Below are 20,283 nucleotides of genomic sequence, written 5' to 3'. Positions count from 1 at the left end.
TATTTTGTTGAAGATAGGATTTGTGCTGCGAATGTCATCACTGCGTGTTTGAGGTGAAAGGAAGGCGGGGAAAGTTGGTAGTAAGATGGAGGAACTCTCTGTTGTAACGGACATTTTTCGTAACAATTTCAAGTTTGATTTGCGACCGCCTACGTTGCGTACCGTGACAAACCTGATTATGCTCCCTCGCGATTATACTTGGGGCAATGCTCCGGCTTCAGGGACTCAGTTCCCTCTCTACATGGAATTATAAGATATGAGACGAATCATAACGTTGTTCAGTTGTGTTTTGGCGCTGCTAACAACACAAGCGATAGCAAAAGATGTGGAATACCGTTTACCCTCTTCCGTTACGCCAACCTTTCAAGATATTCATTTACACCTTGATCCCGATGCACCAGATTACTCTGGTTCTACTCGCATAAACCTTACGGTTAATTCAGCCACTAAAAAAGTAGGCTTTTATCAGCAAGATCTTGTCGTCACTCATGCCGAGCTTATTCAAAACGAGCGCGTAATAGCACTTAATGTTGAAGAAGGCGAGTACAACATGAATTGGGGTATGGCTGATGCTAACATTGCACCAGGTAAATACACGCTTGTCATCAACTTCGAAGGTAAGGTAAATACTTCATCTGATGGGATGTATTTATCTCGTTTTGAAGAGACAAACTACCTATTTACGCAGTTTGAAGATATGCATGCACGTAAAGCCTTTCCTAGCTTCGACGAACCTGCATTTAAAATAGCGTATCAAATGACAATTACAGCCCCTGAAAAACAAGTTGTTGTGTCGAATACGCCCGTGGAAACTCGAGAAGTTAGCGAAGGCATGCAAACGGTTAAGTTTGAAAAAACCAAACCTATGCCAACCTACTTAATTGCTTACACCGTAGGGCCGTTCGATAGCGCAGAATTAAAAGGCTTGTCGGTACCTGGTAAAATCTACGTGCCTAAAGGCTATGCAGATAAAACAAAATTTGTGGTGAAACATACCCCTGAAATTTTAGCCACGCTAGAAGATTTCTTTGCTATTAAATACCCTTACAAAAAACTCGATTTTGTTGCAGTGCCTAACTTCACGCACGGTGCGATGGAAAACGTAGGGCTAATTACTTATCGCGACAGCTTATTGTTATTAGAAGACGAGCCGGGTTTAACGGAACGCAAAGGCCCGCTTAACGTTATTGCACATGAATTGGCACACCAATGGTTTGGTAACTTAGTTACCATGGCGTGGTGGGACGATTTGTGGCTAAACGAAGCGTTTGCCTCGTGGGCTGCCAGCTATACCATGATGGAGCTGTACCCAGAGCTTAATTTTGCCGATCGTATCGTGCAAGAATCTGCGTTCGGTGCCGACGCAAGCCCTACCGTTAAACCGGTTAAGAAAGTGGTTCGTACTCAGCCAGATGTAATGGATGGCTTGGGACTTAATTACTCAAAAGGCGAGTCTATTTTGCAAATGATAGAGTCGCTAATTGGTACTGAAAAGTTCCGTGAAGGTGTACGTAACTATATGAACACCCATGCGTGGGGCAATACGGTTGCTGACGATTTATGGGCTGCCCTTGATGGTGTTTCAGATATTAATCTAAGTGCCATGATGAAAGCCTACTTAGAACAACCTGCTTACCCACTTATTAGTATTAACGATAACGGCACTATCACCCAAGAGCGCTTTCATTATGCGGGCGCTAGCGTAGAAGCTCAAACATGGGCTGTTCCACTCAAACTTACTTATAAAGTAAACGGAAAAGTGAAGCAGGAAGTGGTATTTATCGATAAAGCCAAAACCACATTGCCACAACTTGCCGAAGCAGAATGGGTGTTTCCTAACGATAACGCCACAGGCTATTTTCGTTGGGCCATTTCAGCAAAGCAGATGGGCAAACTTCTAAACGACCTCAATGTACTTAATAACCGCGAAAAGAAAAATGTGTTGTATAACATGCAAGCATTACTTAACGCGGGCAAGGTGAGTATTGATAGCATAATGCCAGTATTAACGGCATTGGCAAAAGACAAGGACCCTGTTGTTAAACGTGCCGCGGTAGGCGTTTTGGGTGAGTTTGACTACTTAATTAACGACGATAATAAAGCAAATTATGCTGCCTTGTTGAATCAAGAGTACTTACCTTTGCTAAACGAACTTACACTAACGCCAAAAAGCGGTGAATCAGAAAGTATAATCAGTCTTCGAAATCAGCTTTATAGTTTGCTTGGAAACAGAGCAAACAACGAAACACTGATAAAAAAGAGTGAATTGATAGCCAAGCAATACATCGAAGATAGCAGTGCAGTTCCTGCGGGTATTGCTGGCACCGCGATAGGTATCACCACGAAGTATACTGAAGATGATCTTTACGATACGTTAGTGGCCGCATTCAAAGAAGCGCAACTACCAAATGTTAAACGCACTTTGCTTTATTCAATGCGCTACACCGATGAAGCTACGGTAAATAAGATGCTAGATTTAGCATTAACCGATGATATTACGCCTGCCAACACGCTTTATATGTTGGTAAGAGTATCGCGTAATCTTGAGCTTAAAACCGTATTGTATAAATGGTTAAACAAAAATTTAGATGCATTGATTGCCAAGATGCCTGATTACCATGTATCTCGTATGCCTGAATTTGTATCTACTACCTGTAGTGCTGAAAACTTAGACATGGCTAAAACATTCTACGAGCCAATCAAAGATGAGCATGAAGGAATGGCGCGTAGTTTCGACATTATGTTGGATGAATCGAACCAGTGTTTGCGTTTAAAAGCGACATACCAAGAAGACTTTAATAAATTCTTAGCCAAATACGGTAAGTGAATATAAGATTTAATTAATGTCTTTATAAATCAACAGCATTACTGTCACTCAACGCAAGAGGCTGCCATTCGGTAGCCTCTTTTTTATTTTCTACTCCAAAATGTCATAAAAGAGGGCGGTAAGCTTCAATTTTGTTACGACCCTAGTTTTTGCACGAAATTTACACACTTAGTTTTACCTGTACCAAAGTACACTTGAGTTAAACAAAAAATAAACTTATTTAAAAGAAATAAAGCTTTGTTTTTTATGGCTAAATAAAAAACTGTTATTATTTTGCACAAGTTCTTGCTGTGTATACGCAAGTATATAAATTTATACGTTCCTAAAAAAAGTGGACGACAACAACATGGCGAAACTGGGTAGGCAAGGGCGAGCGAAGTTGAGTAAGTCAGCTTTGTGCGTGAAATTAATATTGGGTAGTGTGTTAACGCTGCCACTTTCTTTTAATGCTTTTTCCGATGTAATTTGGGAAGAGAACTTCGATGAGGCTGCATTAGACGGTAAGGGAGCTACCGGAGGCGACAGCGTCGCAATTGATATGGAAGGCGTTTCGCGTTGGAATATTGATGTTTCTGCAGCGGAATTAACTGCAACATCGGATTGGTTTAAAGTTGTGAATGAGCAACTCAGTGCCCGCGATGTTGATGGCGAAGCAGTATGGTTGTCAGAAGTTATTATTGTTAATGGCTTAAGCGACTTGCAGCTCGACGTAACCGTTTCTGAAAGTGGTACGCAAGAAGCTGCTGATTACTTTGACGTGATGTATTCCGTTGATGGTGGAGAGTTCGTTCTAGTCACCAACGATTTAGGTACAGACAGCCATACTCTTGTAGATGATTATACTAGCGCCGTGATTAATGCCTCTATCCCAGAGGGAAGTACGGTTCAAATAAAATTAGCCATGATAAATAATTCTGGCAGCGAATATCATCGCGTTGACAGTGTTGTATTATCAGGTTCGACTGGCTCAGAAGGGGAGGGTGAGGGCGGCGATGATGGCGAAGCATCTGAAGACACACTTCGTACCCTAACCGATACCTGCTTTAACTGCCCTGATTTAACCGCAGTTAAATTACCTAGCGACTATGTTGAAGCGGATTATTATGCGCAGCTTGATACTGCAATAACTAACAATGAAAGTGCTGAAACACTTAAAGCGCTGGCTCAAAATATCATCTCACTCGATCACCATCAGCTTTCTTATTCAGAAGCATGGACAGCCCTAACTGACACCGATCAAGACCCTGCCAACCCAGACAATGTCGTGTTGTTCTACATGGGAACATCGTTAGCTAAATTCAGTAACGGTAGTGGCACGCAAAGCACTAACCAAGACAATTGGAATAGAGAGCACGTTTGGGCTAACAGTCATGGTTTCTCTAGCAATAGCCTAGCGGCATATTCAGATATTCATCACCTTCGCCCAACCGATATTTCAGTAAACGGTTCTCGCGGAAATCTAGATTTTGATTTCAGTGATGGTGCTTTGTCTGAAGCGTCAGCTAACCGTATCGACAGCGACTCGTTTGAACCGCGTGATGCCGTAAAAGGCGATGTAGCGCGTGCTATGTTCTACATGGACGTACGTTACGATGGCAGTGATAGCAGCGAGTCGGAAGAAGACTTGGTATTGGTTGACCGTTTAACCAGCACTGACGAAGCTGCCCATGGCAAATTGTGTGTTCTTTTACAATGGCATGAGAGCGACCCTGTTGATGAATTCGAACTTGAAAGAAACAGCAAAGTTTTCGAATTCCAAGGTAACCGTAACCCATTTATCGACAAGCCTGAGCTTGCTTCACTAATATTCAATGCAAGTTGTGATGGTACAGACGCTGGCGATTCAGATGGCGGTGATACGGGAGAAGATTCTGGTGACTCAGGTGATGATGCTACCGACGGAAGTGCAGGTTCAGGCCACGCGGTTTTCATTTCTGAATACATTGAAGGCAGCAGCTATAACAAAGCGGTAGAAATTTACAATGGCTCAACTGAAGCAGTAGATTTAAGTAACTATAAGCTTAAACTACTTTCAAATGGCGATACCAGCGTAGGTGATGAGAAAGTATTAGAGCTTAGCGGCACGTTAGCCTCTGGTGCCGTGGCTACCTTTAGTCATGCTAGCGCTGATGATGCGCTGACTACAGGCTCGACGTTGAGTAGCTTTGTAATGAACTTCAACGGTGACGATTACATCGAGCTAAGTTACGGTGATGTCACCATTGATGCTGTTGGTACGTTTGGCGTAAAAACCAACTGGGGTAAAGATGTAACCCTAGTGCGTAAAGCTTCAATTACTGAAGGTAATGCAACACGTAACGCTGCTTTTGACCCAGACAGTGAGTGGGATAGCTACAGCCAAAACACTTACGATTATTTTGGTTCGCATAATGGCAGTGTGGTCGACCCTACAGATCCAACCGACCCAACTGATCCGACAGACCCAGTTGACCCAGTCGACCCAACGGTAGAACTGGTACTTATCAGTGAACTGCAGGGCGAAGGTGATGCATCACCATTAGCTGACACTACCGTGATTATTGAAGCAGTAGTGACTAAAGTAGCTGAAGACTTATCTGGTTTCTTTGTTCAAGAAGAAGCGGCTGATTCAGATGGCAACGACGCAACCTCTGAAGGTGTGTTTGTATATGCTACTTCCCTCGAGACTTTCCCAATGGTTGGCGACTTGGTTCGCATGCAAGGTGATGTGGTTGAATACAACGACTTAACCGAGTTTGTACTATCAGGCGACGTTGAATTGTTAGGCGCAGGTGGAAGTATTCTATATACCGAACTTAGTATGCCATTTAACATAGATACCAACCTTGAAACCTATGAAGGTATGCAAATTACCTTTACCCAATCGTTACTGGTTAATGACGTATATAACTTAGGTCGTTACGGTCAGTTTAACGTGGGCTCTGAGCGCGTGATGATCCCGACTAACCAATATCCTGCGGGCACAGTCGAAGCGATAGCTTTAGCAGAACAAAATGCCCTCAATACATTGTTGGTAGATGATGCTTCAAACAGTCAAAATCTAGATGGTATTCCATTCCCTGTGGGCGGACTAACGCATGCTAATCCTCTTCGTTTAGGCGATACAGTTGAAAACCTCACAGGTGTAATGCATTACTCGTTTAGCGAGTATCAATTGCTACCGGTAATGGACTTAGAATTAGTTCGCACTAATGCACGTACGGCTTACCCGTTAATTGGGTTAACTGGCGATGTGAAAGTGGCTAGCTTTAACGTACTTAACTATTTCGATGGACCAGACTTCCCAACCTCTCGCGGCGCTACCAATGAATTCGAATTGGTTCGCCAAGAAGCGAAAATCGTTGCAGCACTAGCAGCAATGGATGCAGATGTTGTGGGTCTTGTAGAAGTTGAAAATGATGGTCATGGTGAAGATTCTGCCATTGCAACGTTAACCGCAGCGGTTAATGCTGAAATGGGCGGCGATGTTTATAGCTATGTGTCAACCAGTGAAGCATTAGGAACCGACGAAATTGCAGTAGGCATGATTTACAAGCCTGCAGTAGTAACACCATTTGGTAACGCTGTTACATCGTCTGAGTCACCGTTTGACTATGGTAACCGTCAGCCGCTTCTTCAATCATTTACAGTGAACGCCAACGGTGAAGCATTCACCCTTGCCGTAAACCACTTTAAATCGAAAGGAAGTTGTTCCAGTGCTACCGGTGATAATGCCGATTCAGGTGATGGCCAAGGTTGTTGGAACGCATTGCGTACCGATGCAGCAAACGGTTTGGTTGCTATTGTAGAAAACAATAGCGATACCTTATCTGACCGCTTATTAATTATGGGTGACTTAAACGCGTATGCAGCAGAAGAGCCTATTTTGGCCCTTGAAAGTGCTGGCTATACCAACCTGGTTAACACCTTTGGTGGCGACTCGGCATACTCATACACCTTTGGCGGCGAACTAGGTTACCTAGATCACGCATTATCAAGCCCAAGTCTAACTGAATATGTGGTTGATGCGACGGTTTGGCACATTAACTCAGATGAGCCTCGTGTGTTTGATTACAACGAAGAGTATAAAACTGACGCGCAAATCACGGATTATTACGGCGCTGATGCATACCGCTCTTCAGATCACGACCCAGTATTGGTAGTGCTTAACTTCCCAGATGCGGTTCAACCTGGCGATTTTGATGGTGACAACGACGTAGATTATGACGACATTATGGCGTTCTACGGCTTGTTCTTATCAGGTGGTGCTAGTGACTTACAGTATGATTTTAATAATGATGGCGTGGTGAGTGCTTACGATATACGTGCCCTTATGACGTTATGCAGCCGCGCTGGTTGTGCAGTAAATTAATAGGAATTTTAATAATGAAAAAGTTAGCTTTAATCTTAATCATGGCTTTTACAGCTAATGTAAACGCTGCAATAATTAATGTTAGTACCGATCAGGCAACTTATAATGTTGGTGATACAATACTAGCTACTGTAATGCTTAACGTCGATGAATTACCAGACTCGGCAATTGGTTTTGGAGAAACACTGGTCAGTGGATATGACTTGAACTTCACATTTGACGATTCGCTATTGTCATTCATTAGTGGTTCTGAGTCGTACGGAACTGGGTTAGGGGGTGTGGCTTTTTCTTTTCCTGTACTTGCTTTCGCTGGCGTCGCTAACGTATCTCAAGCTGCTGACATCTTCGCTGATTTAGCCACATTACAACCTGATTTTGGAGAGTTCATGCTGTTCTCTTTACAGTTCACGGCGACCAATGTAGGAAGCGGAATTTTAGATGTTGTTAGCAATTCTCCCATTGCAATGCTAACCGATTTTTTCGGCGATGAAATTCCTAGTGTAACAACACAATCTGCGAGTTTTTCGGTTGAAGCGACCTCAGTCCCAGCGCCAAGTACTGGAGTTTTGGCATTACTTGCTTGCTTCGGTATGGCGGTATCACGGGTTAAGTCGCGTCGCTAATCGAGATATCGTAGCAATGTAACCCAACACGCTTATTACTAAGCATGTTAATAAAAACCCAGCATCTGCTGGGTTTTTTATATTTTACACTCGCTAAAGCATTTAAGACTTCTCATAGAAAACACCCACAAAGAATACGACAAAAATTTTTATTTACAGTGTGCTTAAAATGAACCACACTGGCTAAAAATACAGTTAAATGGAAATGTTATGTCTGCCACCCAAATGCTAGGTAATGAAGGGCGAGATTTCGGCCTTAGCGATGCTTCACCTTCAGAAAACGTAAGTCTTGATACTATCAGCTTTGCTCAGCGCCAGCGGTTGGCTTATATCGATTTTTGTTTGTTGTTTAAAGGGGCGATTTATCGCCAAGATCTTATAGGTCGCTTCGAAGTGGGCTTGTCTGCGGGATCTCGAGATTTCAGCCTGTATAAAGTGCTGGCACCCAAAAATCTTACCTACGACGCGCGAGACAAGCGTTATTTCCAAACCGATACTTTCGTACCTTTGTTCGAGCACGACCCTCGAAGAACCTTGGTGAAGTTGGCAAACGATATTTCTGATGGCTTCGATGCTATCGGCGACATTCACTTTCCCGTTGAAAGTGCGTCTTCATTGAATGTACCCGACATTTATGTGGTAGCAAAATTAGTGCAAGCCATTGTTAACAATAAAGCTGTCAGTGTTATTTATACATCGCTTTCAAGTGGTTCGGGAGCACGAGAACTGGTGCCTCACAGTATTGTGGATAATGGTCAACGTTGGCACGTACGCGCGTTTGATAGAAAGACGGGAAGCTTCAGAGACTTCGTGCTAACCCGTATTAGTAAAGTTACGTTAAAGGCCGATCCTGCACTCAGCGAACAGAGCCTTGCTGATGAAGCATGGCAGCGAAAAATAGCTTTGGAAGTCGTACCGCATCCGAAGAACATAAACCATCCGACTGCCATTGAGCTCGATTATGGTATGGAGGAGGGGGTACTTCACCTTGAAGTGCGCGCTGCTATGGCAGGCTATTTACTGCGCCGGTGGAATGTAGATTGTACTAAACATGCTAGCCTGCGAACGGGTGAGTACCAGCTATGGTTACGCAATCAAGAAACACTGGAAAACACCGATAACCTTGCCATTGCGCCTGGGTATAGTGGCGAGGAAAAACGCTACCAGTAAAAGGGTTTTCTCTAACGGCAGGTATGTCGGTCGCTTATACGTGCGTTACCACTTTTGCGTAAATTGCTTAATACTAGAAAGCAGAAGCTCTTTATCTAATGGCTTGGTAAGAAAATCATTCATGCCTGCATTTAAACATTCTTCTTTATCTTCAGGGAAGGCGTTGGCAGTAAGAGCGGCGATAGGGGTGTGTACCTTTAATTCGTTTCGAATGATGTTAGCGGCCATAATGCCGTCCATTACAGGCATGTTGCAGTCCATCAATATGAAGTCGAACAAGTTTTTGGCGCAGGCTGCAACGGCTTGCTCTCCATCTTTCACATGCACAATTTTAAAACCTTCGCCTTCAAGCATTGCCTTTACAATTTCGGCGTTAATATCATTATCTTCTGCAATAAGAATGCGCAACCTAGGCGCTGCTTTATTGGGGAAGCCGATTGGCTTGCTCGCTTGGGACACTAGGTTTTGTAAATCGAGCTCTAAATCTTTGCGGATGATCGGCTTTGCATGTGAGCGCCAAATAAGGTCTTTCACGGCCTCTTCACAATCTAATCGTTCAAGCTCTGCTGAAATCAAAATGATTTTTGGAAATGGCGAGATATCTGATTTTACTAATTCTCGTAACAAATCAACGCCGCTCATCTCTGGCATCGCTAAATCGAGAATAATAACATCGTAATTGTTGGGCGTATCTTCCAGAAAGTCCTTTGCGCTTGAATACGACGTTGGAATAAGCGACATTGCGGCAACCACGTGTTCTAGATATTCTCGGCTTGTAAGCAAGTCGTCCACAATAGCGCAGCGCAATGTGGCATCAGTTTTAACCTTGATGGAAGGCAGAGACTCTTCAATCACTGGAAGGGTTAGCGTAAATTCACTACCCGCGCCTAAGGTTGAGGTGGCTAAAATATTACCGTCCATTAATTGTGCTAATTCTTTGGCAATACTTAGCCCTAGCCCAGTGCCTCCATAATGGCGGGTGGTAGATTGATCCGCTTGCTCAAATTTTTGAAAGATGGACGACAATTTATCGGAATCAATACCAATACCGGTATCTTTAACCGAAAATAGCAAGGTATTGCCACTCGCCGTGGCAGCCTGGCTAACCGATAAGGTTACGCTACCTGACTCGGTGAACTTAATGGCGTTACTTAATAGGTTATGTAAGATTTGTGCAATACGGGTGATGTCACCTTGAATAATGGGCGCTAGCGTTTGCTGTTTATTATAATAAAAATCTAAGCCTTTGTTCTGGCAATAAATACGCTGTATAGATACCACCTCATCAAGCAGTTGGAGCAAGTCGACAGGGCCTTTTTCAACGACAATTTTTCCCGCTTCGATTTTTGATAAATCGAGAATGTCGTTAATAAGGGTAAGCAGTTGCCGTCCAGCGGTTTTGGCCTTTCTTAAGTAATTTTCACTCTTGCTTGGGTTATCCATCGCAAGTTCAATCATGCCAAACAACCCATTCATTGGTGTTCGTAATTCGTGACTCATACTCGATAGAAACTCAGATTTAGCTCTATTGGCTTCCTGTGCCTTTTGCGCTTCTGTTTCTGCTTTTTCAGAGGCTTCATATAGATGCTGTATTGTCTTTTTTATTTTTCTATCCATGGGCGCGAAAATGAAAAAAGCTTCAACCCCTAGTAAGAATATAGTGGCAAGCCACAAATAGAATTCAAGAGACGAGACCTTATCAACATGATTTTTCGCCTCTTGTTCGAACATATAAACCACACTATTAAGTTGCTTTAGCAGCCTGGTGGCTTGTTCTATAGTAATAACAATTGAAGAAGAACATTGGGGTGAATTCACAAGTGCCCTTGCTTGTGCAATATATTGATTAACCTTTGCATCAAGCTGGCTAGTACCGAAATACATATTGGAGATAGAGTCTGGTAAAGAGGGCAAAGAGATTAGTTTTTGATGATTACTTGAAAAGGTATTAATGGCCGTTTCAAATATGTCGGTAGACGATGCGCTGTCTTCACCACAGGCATTTATTTTTTGTACGAGTAGGGCAATGCGTTGAGAGAGCATTCGCTGCTGCCCCGCAATATTGATAATTTCAGCATCAAGACGCTGACCGATCAGCAGTGTTCGCATTGTGAATACAGATGCCGTAACAAGACAGGCAATGAGAAGCAGCGCTAGCGTGTACCGTATGCGAATGGACATAAAAATAACGTTTTTCTTAGAGTATCTAAAAGATAATTGATACCAAGCATTTACGCAATTTAAGATCTTCTGAATTAGCCACAAGTAGTAGATGTTGTGCTTACATGGGGTGCCAGTCTTGTAAAATGGCTGCTTTACTATAAAAAAGAATTTCTACGTTAGTAAGGGTAGGGCGAGCTTCGTTTTCAATTGCGCCAGGGCCATGGCTTTTAAATTCAGCAAACCTAGCATCGGTAAGCGGATTAAAGAATTTTTTATCACCTTCTTTTGTCTTACCCGACATGCTACTCCAACCGTTTGTTGCAATGTGGGTATCCATATAGGTGTTGATATAAAGTGAGTGTCCAATAGCGTAAGGCGACGCATACTTTCCATCGGAAAAGGTGGTAGTAGGATGCCAAGGGCGCCCAAGGGCAACGGAATGGTTGGGTACGCCGGCTTCGCGAGCTAAGGTGCAATTAAAGAACACAAAGCCAAATGGCCGAGTGTTAAGTGTACTTGGCGCCGTGATATAGCCTGTAATGCCATTCCCTGTATGTCGTTTTCGCGAGACAACATCTACGCCATCGAAAAAAGCGGTGCCACCGCCGAAGATAAAATCGATATGGCCCGCCACTAAGCCACCTTTTATGTAGGCTCTGTTTCCTTTGAGATAAAGCGTATCTTGATAGCCCCAAAGCGCAATATTATCTAAAAAGGTTTTATCTGCAGTTACTGCTGTTTTTAACGCGACCGCTTGGGTACCTGATACTCGATTAGGATCATCTTGTGAGCGAAGTTCATTGGCGGGATAGTCAAAGCTATTCAGTATGCTTAGGTTCGAAAGATGAACGTTTGATGCGGTTATCTCGACAGTGGCTGTTCTTTGAGTGCCAAAAACTTCATCGGTATCTGGGTGTATTGCTTGACCAGCGTACCGCGAAAAGACAATTTTAGTCGTTTTTCTGTCTACGCCTCTTACGTGGATGTTGGGTGTTTGAATAACTATCGATTCCTGATAAATGCCAGGCTGAACTTCAATGACCCACGTCCCAGAATGCTGAGTAGGAATAGCGTTAAGTGCATCAGTCACACGTGTGTATTGGGGAAGGTGGGAATTAAGTGTAACTTGGCTAACGAGCGCATTCGCGTCGGGCTGTTGCGTTGCTTGAGCGCAACTTATAAAGCACAAACAAAGCAGGGCCAACCGCCTTTGTGAAAAAAAGCTAGCCATAAAGAATGCTATGTACATCCGCTCCTGCCATTCACTTTCGATTAAAACGCATAGCCTTTTAAGCATCACGTAAACCCACTTTCTTTCCTGCGATGACAATATTAGAGGTGTCTATTGCCTTCACGTTCTCAATAATAGATGGCTGTTCAACAGAGGCAATAGAGATATCGTGCAGGGACAACCCCGTAATTGGAGTATGGTCATAACCTCTTAACATAAAGGCTCTGTCTGCTCGTTTTACCGTCAAATGTTCTACCGTAATCCCCTCTAGTTTCGGTGGGAAATTCCCAGCATCCCCTTCTTCATAAAAGAAGTTCACTACTATCGCGTCTTTTACATCGCCAATCGAGATATGCCGATAATTTAAATTTTTAAGATGGCCGCCTCGTATACTGTTGGTTTTAATTCGTATACCTCTGTCTAAGTTAGGGCTACTCATCACGCAGTGCTGTGCATAAAGGTTGCGAACCCCGCCGGAGATTTCACTCCCAATGACTATCCCGCCATGACCGGCTTTCATTTCGCAATCTTCTATGATGATGTTCTCACTCGGTTGATTTAGCCGTCGGCCGTCTGCATTTCGTCCCGATTTGATGGCAATGCAATCATCACCAGTGTCAAAGACACAAGATTGTATGAGAACATCAGTACAGCTTTCTGGATCACACCCGTCTGAATTTGGGCCAAAACTTTGGCAGTAAATATTGCTTACCGTCACATTTTTACATAACACAGGGTTAACCAACCAAAAGGGAGAGCGAAGTATCGTGACTCCCTCGATGAGCACGTTTTCACACAAGTAAGGTTGAATAAAAGGAGGGCGAAGATAGTTCTCATCAAATACTCGTTCAGAAACAGGAATGCCATCTTCAACCATAGCTTGGAGTATATCTCTGGTGTATTTTTGATTCTCAACGGCATGATCGCCCCATTCAGAGGTTTTCCACTTTCCTTTCCAAGGCCACCAATTATCGGCAGAAGCGCCTCCATCTAATGTGCCTTCACCAGTAATGGCAATATTCTTCTGCTTGAAAGCGTAAATTAAAGGGGAGTAGCCCATTAATTCCATGCCTTCCCAACGGGTGTGTACATAGGGCTTGTAGTCTTGACTATCGGTAGAAAAGTGAAGCGTGGCTCCTTTTTCGATATGCAGATTAATATTGGATTTTAAGTGAATAGGCCCTTTGCAAAAGTATTCCCCTTTTGGCACCACAACCATACCACCCCCTATTGATACGAGATGCTCTATAGCCGCATTAAGAGCGGGTAGGCTGTCGCTACTTAGTGCATTGGGTAAGGCGCCAAACTGCTCAATAAGCACGGTATTATTTGCAAAGGTGGGCCGGGCTATACGGTCTCTAATTAACAGGGCCTCTTTATCCCATTGTGCTTGGCTTCTTGTCGTACTTGGGGCGGATACAGAACAGCCTGCTGAAAATGGGATAACAGGGGCTAACGTAGCGGCCAACCCAGCTCTCAAAAGATGACGGCGGTGTTTATTTAATGTCATAAAAACTCCGTGGGGCAATACAACATAATGATCAGAATTACTTGCCTAGGTATAATGCAGCAAGAATAAATGGACCTACGCCTTTTGCGTCATTAGCGCGAATAGGCTCGCTAAGATAGTAATCAAAAGAGCCATCTCGATAAGGTTTACCGCCAAGTCCTGCAACAGCGCAAACTTGGTTTAAGCTGATGATATTATTCGATGGGTTTACGGAAATCATCTGATCAATAAGTCCTGCAAATCCTTTTTCTGCGTGGTCTCGGTAATGTTCTGGTAACAGTTTTAACGCAACACCCTTTGCGATAGCGTAGGTGATCATCGACGTCCCAGAGGCTTCTAGATAATTCCCTTCTCGCTCTGCAAGATCGGTAACTTGATACCACGCGCCCGTTGTATCTTGATAGGCTAAAGTTGCATCAATAAAGGTGTGGAACTTTGATCTCAGCCATGCCGATTTAGGGTGCTTTGCTGGCACAATTTCTAAAACATCAACCATTGCCATGGCATACCACCCTAACGCCCGTGACCAATGATGCGCCGACAAACCGGTAGTTTCATCCGCCCACTTTTGGGCTCTTGATGAGTCCCACCCATGACGAGGTAATCCAGTTTTTTCGTCGTATAAGTTCGCTTCTATAAGTTCGAATTGAAGAAAAACATCGTCAAGTTCTGCCATGTCGCCATATCGAACGATATATTCAGCATAAAATGGAGCGCCCATATAAAGCCCATCTAACCACATTTGCTCTGGGTAACGCTTTTTGTGCCAAAAACCGCCTTCGTTGGTTCTTGGATGGCTAACAAGTTGTTTTCTTAATAAATCAGCTGCTTTTTTATATTTAGGTTGACCAGTTTCTTCGTATAGGAAAAACAATACCTTTCCTGGATTGACCATATCAATATTGTATTTCTCTATATCGTAAGTATTAATACTCCCATCGTCATTCACTAGCATGTCGTAGTAGCCAAGTATGTAGTCTAAATAGCGTTGGTCTTTCGTATGCTGGTACACCTTAGAGACTGCTAGAAGGTTCAGGCCATGAACATAATCCCACTGCGCTGATTCATCCCAATCTATTTGCCACGCTTCTGGAAAACGCACCATTTCAGATTCAATCATCCGTTGCGACCATGGTTTGGTGTTATCCAAGGCTGAAGGCTGCGCAACAATAAGAGGAGAGACAAGTAATACAGTGGCCATCGAAACCACTTTGGCAATACGTTTAATCATAATATGACCTTAAAACAATGTTGAAACGATAAATGCTACCGGTAGCATAATGAGGCGCATTTATTACTCTGTCAACGAAAAAATACCCCATTTTTAACAGATTGTTTACGCAGTGCTGTTGCTGTTTTAAATGAGTTAACTAATTGAAAAAAATGAATAATAGTTATTTTGGTTACTTTCAGGCGCTATTGCAGTCGTCGCCCATTTTTAAAGGGCTGTAGCTGAAATGTTAACAGTGAAATGATAATTTAGTAAAAATTGTTGCCACCGGTAGCATTTGAATATAGGATGTAAATCAAATGTAAATCATGTTGCTATTTATACATGATTTATGTTTCCCCGAGAAGGTATGTGTATTTAAGAAATACATACTGTATTGCCCTACAGGCCCTAAAATTTATCGGGTTAGGAATGCTGGAAGTTTAAAACTAGAAGTTAATTGGTGTGAAGTTAACAGGAATGATTAAAGGCTTTGAAGATAATTGATAAGTCGTCTGTGCTACCGTATATTTACTCAGTTTGTAAATGAAATGTTTCACGGTGGCAAAAGGCTGGCAGTGTCTATTTTTTGAAAGAGCCACACGGCATGACGTTGTAATTCCTGCACCTCAATAAAATATAAAAACCGGAGAAACAACCATGGTACTTAGAAGAAAACAGCTTGCTGTACTTGTTGCGTTAGCGTTGTCAGGTGCTCACGTGAATGCTCAACAAGTCGCTAACGAAGGCGCCAAACTACAGGACGAAAACCTAGAGATTATTGAAGTTTCAGGATTTCGCGGCTCGCTGAATAAGTCGCTTATGGAGAAGCGTACTTCAGTTAATAATAAAGAATCTATCGTTGCTGAAGACATAGGTAAGTTTCCCGATTTGAATATCGCTGAGTCTATTCAACGCGTTCCAGGTGTGGCTATTTCTAGAGAGGGTGGAGAAGGAAGACAAATAACGTTGCGTGGCCTTAGCCCTTCATTTACCCGCACCACATTAAACGGGATGGAAGTGCCCGCGAGTACAGATGGCACCGATTCTGGTGGCGGTGTTAATGGTGGTCGCGGGTTCGATTTTAACGTATTTGCTTCTGAACTATTTAACCGAGTCGATATTCAGAAATCTCCAACAGCTTCAATGGAAGAGGGGGGGATTGCCGGTACTGTCGATTTATATTCTGCCAAGCCTTTCGATTATGAAGGATTTAAACTAGTCACTTCGGTACAAGGTGGATACAACAGCATTACCGAAGAAACCGATCCTCGCGCAGCATTTATGGTTTCAAACCGATTCGCTGACGACAAAATTGGTGTGCTTTTTTCTGCTGCACTGTCTGAACGTACTGTTCGCCAAGAAGGCTTCGGTACTGTTCGTTGGACTACTCCAGTTCGAGACGGGGGCGGTTTATATGCAGATACGTCTGATACGGTTGTTTCAGGTACACCCGATGTAGGAAGTTGTACAGATAACGATGAAGCGGTAGATCCACTTAATTGTTTATGGACACCACGATTACCTCGTCCTGATTACTTTGGCAACGAACAAGAGCGAGTAGGATTTACTGGCTCTATTCAATGGGCGCCAAGTGAAGATTTAACATTTACGCTTGATGGTTTGGTGTCATCGCTAGAAAACACGCGGACGATGTATAACTTTTTCCACATGTTTAGAAGTACGTTCGATGAAATCACTCCTACAGCAATTACGGTACACCCGAATGGCAAGCAAGTACTTGCAGGTTCTTATGAGGGCATAAAATCAAGAATTGAAAGTAGATTACAAGAATCGACGACTGATTTTAGCCAGTTTGTTTTGTCAGGTGAGTGGTTTGCTCTTGATAATCTTCGCGTAGAAGCGATGTTTGGCACCGCTGAGTCAGATGCTCGCTCCGAGCAGTACCGGTACAACATGACATTGTTAGAAAGCACATCATATGGCTTCGATTTTACTAACAATGCTAATGCGCCAGAGATTACTTATGGTTACGATGTTAACGATGCCAGTAACTATAACCTCAGTGATGGACGCTTACGGGCTACTGATGTTGAACGCGAAAATGACACATTTAAAGTTGACGTTTCCTACCTTGGTGATGAAGTAACCATTAAAACGGGTTTTGCGTATAACGATAGAGTGGTGACCTATGCTGAAGAACAAATCAACGGTTTCCCTGATCAAGACTCAGCCGTAGGTTACGCCGAAATGATGCCGGTTGATGATTTTGGAAGTGGTTTTGATGGTCCACTTGAGCCTTTCCTTGTTGCGGATTTTGATGCAATAAATGCCAATTTGTTGGATGTGGTTTGGACACCTCGCTCAGCTCAAAGTTGGCAAGTAGGAGAAGAAACTAGCGCTTTGTATTTGGAAATGGACACAAGCTACGACATTTCAGATATGTTACTACGTGCCAATTACGGTGTGCGATACGTAAAAACGACTACAACGTCTGAAGGGTTTATTCAGGGAGAAACCGTTCAAATTGAGAATGACTACAGCAATTTCCTTCCTGCTGTAAATTTAGCGCTAGAAGCCACCGATGATGTAGTGGTTCGACTTGCAATAACCCAGTCGATGACGCGTCCTAGCCTAAACTCGTTGAACCCAGGTAATCCGAGTTTCGACTATATAAATGGCTCAGTATCGGTAGGTAACCCTTTCTTAGACCCATTTACATCAAACAACGTGGATTTCGGTGTTGAGTGGTACTTTGACGATGAGGCGTTATTAGCCGCTACGGTTTTCTATAAAGACATTGACAACTGGATAGTGCGTGCATCGGAAGAGCGGTTTGTCGACCCTGCTTACTTCGACTTTATCGATAATGATGCTCAGTACGACCCGCAAATAGCGTTAGATCCTCGTGAGGTGGCGTATGAGCACAGCAGCCCTAATAATGCAGAAGAGCGCAGTATCAGTGGTTACGAACTTATTTATCAGCAACCCTTAAGCTTCTTACCTGGCATGTTTGAAAATATGGGGGTGGTGTCTAACTATACCCATGTGAATGCCGATGATATTGAAGGAATGAGTGAGACGTCTTACAACTTCACGCTTTATTATGAAACAGATGTTTACGGTGCTCGTGTGTCGGTCAATAAGCGAGATGACTATCTAACTGATTTTACAGGAAGTAATGGAAACGTCGCTCATGGCACGACTGGTCCTACCCAAGTAGACTTCTCATCGTTCTATAACCTCAATGAAGCGTTAACTTTCACCTTTGAAGTGATTAATCTTACTGATGAATATGAGCGATTGTTCACCACAGGTGATGGCTCACTGAATCTTGTACGCGAGTACAACCATACGGGTAGACAGTTTTTCTTAGGGGCGCGTTACTCCCTTTAGCCTAGTGTGTGTAAACCGCTAACTGCGGTTGTGTCCTGGCCATCATTTTGATGGCCTTTTTTTTAATAAAGGCAACGCTAACAAAATAGAGTAAAAATCATGAGACGAAAACGAACGATTGCGTTTTTGCTGTTAATTGGAATGGCCAGTGCAACGGCTGAAACACAGCTGTCATCAATTAGTCTTCATCTGGTGGGCGACTCTACCATGTCGGATAAACCTAACGTAGCTTATCCCGAACGAGGTTGGGGGCAAATTTTACCTGAATTTGGGTTGCCTCAGCTTAGGATTAAGAACCACGCAGCGAATGGCCGCAGCACAAAACGTTTTGTTGATGAGGGTAGGTGGAATAGTGTGCTCTCTTCATTATCTGCGAATGATTATGTACTTATTCAATTTGGGCACAATGATCAGAAACGCGAAGACCCTGCACGCTTTGCCAGTGCTGATACAGATTATGCCAACTACTTAAGTCAGTTTATTGATGATGTGGAAAGCAAAGGCGCCAACGCCATCATTGCCAGTTCTATTTGCCGGCGTCATTACACGGATGCCGGTGTGCTTAAAAGAACGTTAACCGACTATGCCGCGGCTGCACAGCGTATCGCGCGTGAAAAAGAGGTTTTATTTGTGCCCATGAATCACCGTACCTGTCATTTTTTTGCAAATATAGGCGAGGCTGAAAGCCAACAATACTTCATTCAGGTTCCGCCCGATTTGTATGGGCGATACCCACAGGGCAAGGTTGATAATACACATTTGAATGTAGTGGGCGCAGCCAAAGTCGCCCAGTTTTTTGTAAGAGAATTGGAAGCGTTAGCGCACCCTCTAAGCAACTACTTTTATAGAGATAGCCTTTAAAGCGCTCAATTGAGCGCAGCGGTGGGGAATCAGATTATTCGGCAAAGGCTATTACTTAAGTGGCGGTATATGACTTGAAAATATACCTGAAGGAATAATCGCGCCAGGGTAGGTAATCACCGTTGCGGCGACTTTTGCCCCAAAGCTTGCACTTTCAACGGCGGGCTTGCCTGACAAACGAGCTGCCATAAAGCCTGCATTAAAAGCATCTCCTGCAGCTGTCGTATCTACCACGGCGCTAACGTGTTCAACGGGCACAATACACTGCTCTTTTTGTGCAAGAATGTGAACACCAATCGCGCCGTTTTTCATAACAACCTCGGTAATATTCTTATCCTCAAGATAGGCGAAAATATCATCGGCACACGTGTGGCGGAACAACATCAAATGGTCATCTGCCCCAGGAAATGCTAAATCGGCTTCTTGGTACGCTTGAGTAGTCCAATATTGAGCGGTTTTTTCATCTTCCCACAGGCGAGGGCGATAGTTGGGATCAAAGGCTATTTTACAGCCTTGTGATTTTAGTTTTTTGATTAAACTAAATAGATTTTCACGCTGCGCATTGTCTAAGATTGCGATAGAGATCCCACTAAAATAGAACCAGTCGGCATTGATATTATCATCGGGCATGAGGTTTATGGTTTGTGTTGCGGCAGACTGAGCGCGCCAATACGCAAAAGTGCGTTCCCCCTGATTATCATTGCGAATCATATACAAACCCAAATTGCGCTCAGTAGAGCGAAATACAAGGTCGGTGTTAATCTCGTGCTCGCCCATCTTTAGTAGTAATTCGTTACTTAAAAAATCGGCACCGATGGCGGTTAAGTAACTTATCGATGACACGGGTAAACAACGCTTGAAATACACCGCTGTATTATAGGTATCACCGGCGAAACTTTTCGCCATGGTATCGCCGTGTTGAGTGCGAAGTTCAACCATGCACTCGCCAAATATAATTAGTCTTTTCATACTAAAGCCTC

11 protein-coding genes are annotated in these 20,283 nt (G+C 43.4%); 6 read left to right on the top strand and 5 right to left on the bottom strand.

The window, feature by feature from the left end; genetic code table 11:
- Positions 1-256: 256 nt before the first annotated feature.
- The 4 genes from FLAVO9R_RS12250 to FLAVO9R_RS12235 all read left to right on the top strand — a co-directional run bounded on the left by FLAVO9R_RS12250 (position 257) and on the right by FLAVO9R_RS12235 (position 8,971).
- Complete coding sequence (locus FLAVO9R_RS12250) at positions 257-2,827, top strand: M1 family metallopeptidase (protein WP_159531679.1); 2,571 nt, start codon at positions 257-259, stop codon at positions 2,825-2,827.
- A 346-nt stretch (positions 2,828-3,173) separates the two neighbouring features.
- Positions 3,174-7,178 carry an ExeM/NucH family extracellular endonuclease gene (locus FLAVO9R_RS12245; protein ID WP_159531677.1) on the top strand — a complete coding sequence of 1,335 codons (4,005 nt, stop codon included), beginning with the start codon at positions 3,174-3,176 and terminating at the stop codon, positions 7,176-7,178.
- 14 nt (positions 7,179-7,192) lie between these two features.
- On the top strand, positions 7,193-7,801 hold the full coding sequence (locus tag FLAVO9R_RS12240) for a hypothetical protein (RefSeq protein ID WP_159531675.1): 609 nt from the start codon (positions 7,193-7,195) through the stop codon (positions 7,799-7,801).
- Between the two features lie 210 nt (positions 7,802-8,011).
- On the top strand, positions 8,012-8,971 hold the full coding sequence (locus FLAVO9R_RS12235) for a WYL domain-containing protein (protein ID WP_232370640.1): 960 nt from the start codon (positions 8,012-8,014) through the stop codon (positions 8,969-8,971).
- A 45-nt stretch (positions 8,972-9,016) separates the two neighbouring features.
- On the opposite strand, the gene FLAVO9R_RS12230 is transcribed toward FLAVO9R_RS12235, so the two are convergent.
- From FLAVO9R_RS12230 to FLAVO9R_RS12215, 4 genes are all read right to left on the bottom strand, one after another.
- Positions 9,017-11,152, bottom strand: a complete 2,136-nt coding sequence (locus FLAVO9R_RS12230) for a response regulator (protein ID WP_159531673.1) — start codon at positions 11,150-11,152, stop codon at positions 9,017-9,019.
- Positions 11,153-11,252: 100 nt separating this feature from the next.
- Positions 11,253-12,383, bottom strand: a complete 1,131-nt coding sequence (locus tag FLAVO9R_RS12225; RefSeq protein ID WP_159531671.1) for a pectinesterase family protein — start codon at positions 12,381-12,383, stop codon at positions 11,253-11,255.
- Positions 12,384-12,423: 40 nt separating this feature from the next.
- Complete coding sequence (locus tag FLAVO9R_RS12220; RefSeq protein ID WP_159531669.1) at positions 12,424-13,875, bottom strand: glycoside hydrolase family 28 protein; 1,452 nt, start codon at positions 13,873-13,875, stop codon at positions 12,424-12,426.
- Between the two features lie 37 nt (positions 13,876-13,912).
- Positions 13,913-15,106 carry a glycoside hydrolase family 88/105 protein gene (locus FLAVO9R_RS12215; protein ID WP_159531667.1) on the bottom strand — a complete coding sequence of 398 codons (1,194 nt, stop codon included), beginning with the start codon at positions 15,104-15,106 and terminating at the stop codon, positions 13,913-13,915.
- Positions 15,107-15,745: 639 nt separating this feature from the next.
- Between FLAVO9R_RS12215 and FLAVO9R_RS12210 the strand changes: the two genes are divergently transcribed.
- A complete protein-coding gene (locus FLAVO9R_RS12210) occupies positions 15,746-18,442 on the top strand; it encodes a TonB-dependent receptor (protein WP_159531665.1) in 2,697 nt (898 codons plus the stop codon).
- A gap of 141 nt (positions 18,443-18,583) precedes the next feature.
- Positions 18,584-19,303, top strand: coding sequence for a rhamnogalacturonan acetylesterase (locus FLAVO9R_RS12205; RefSeq protein ID WP_373996591.1), 720 nt, complete (start codon positions 18,584-18,586; stop codon positions 19,301-19,303).
- 51 nt (positions 19,304-19,354) lie between these two features.
- Here FLAVO9R_RS12205 and FLAVO9R_RS12200 read toward each other — a convergent pair whose 3' ends face one another.
- Positions 19,355-20,272, bottom strand: coding sequence for a sugar kinase (locus FLAVO9R_RS12200; RefSeq protein WP_159531661.1), 918 nt, complete (start codon positions 20,270-20,272; stop codon positions 19,355-19,357).
- Between the last annotated feature and the right edge of the window lie 11 nt (positions 20,273-20,283).

Origin of the sequence: Alteromonas sp. 38 (genome assembly GCF_902506055.1) — a bacterium.
Lineage (GTDB): Bacteria > Pseudomonadota > Gammaproteobacteria > Enterobacterales > Alteromonadaceae > Alteromonas > Alteromonas lipotrueae.
The sequence above is the reverse complement of the archived record's forward strand: the minus strand, read 5'-3'. Positions and strand labels throughout refer to the sequence as shown.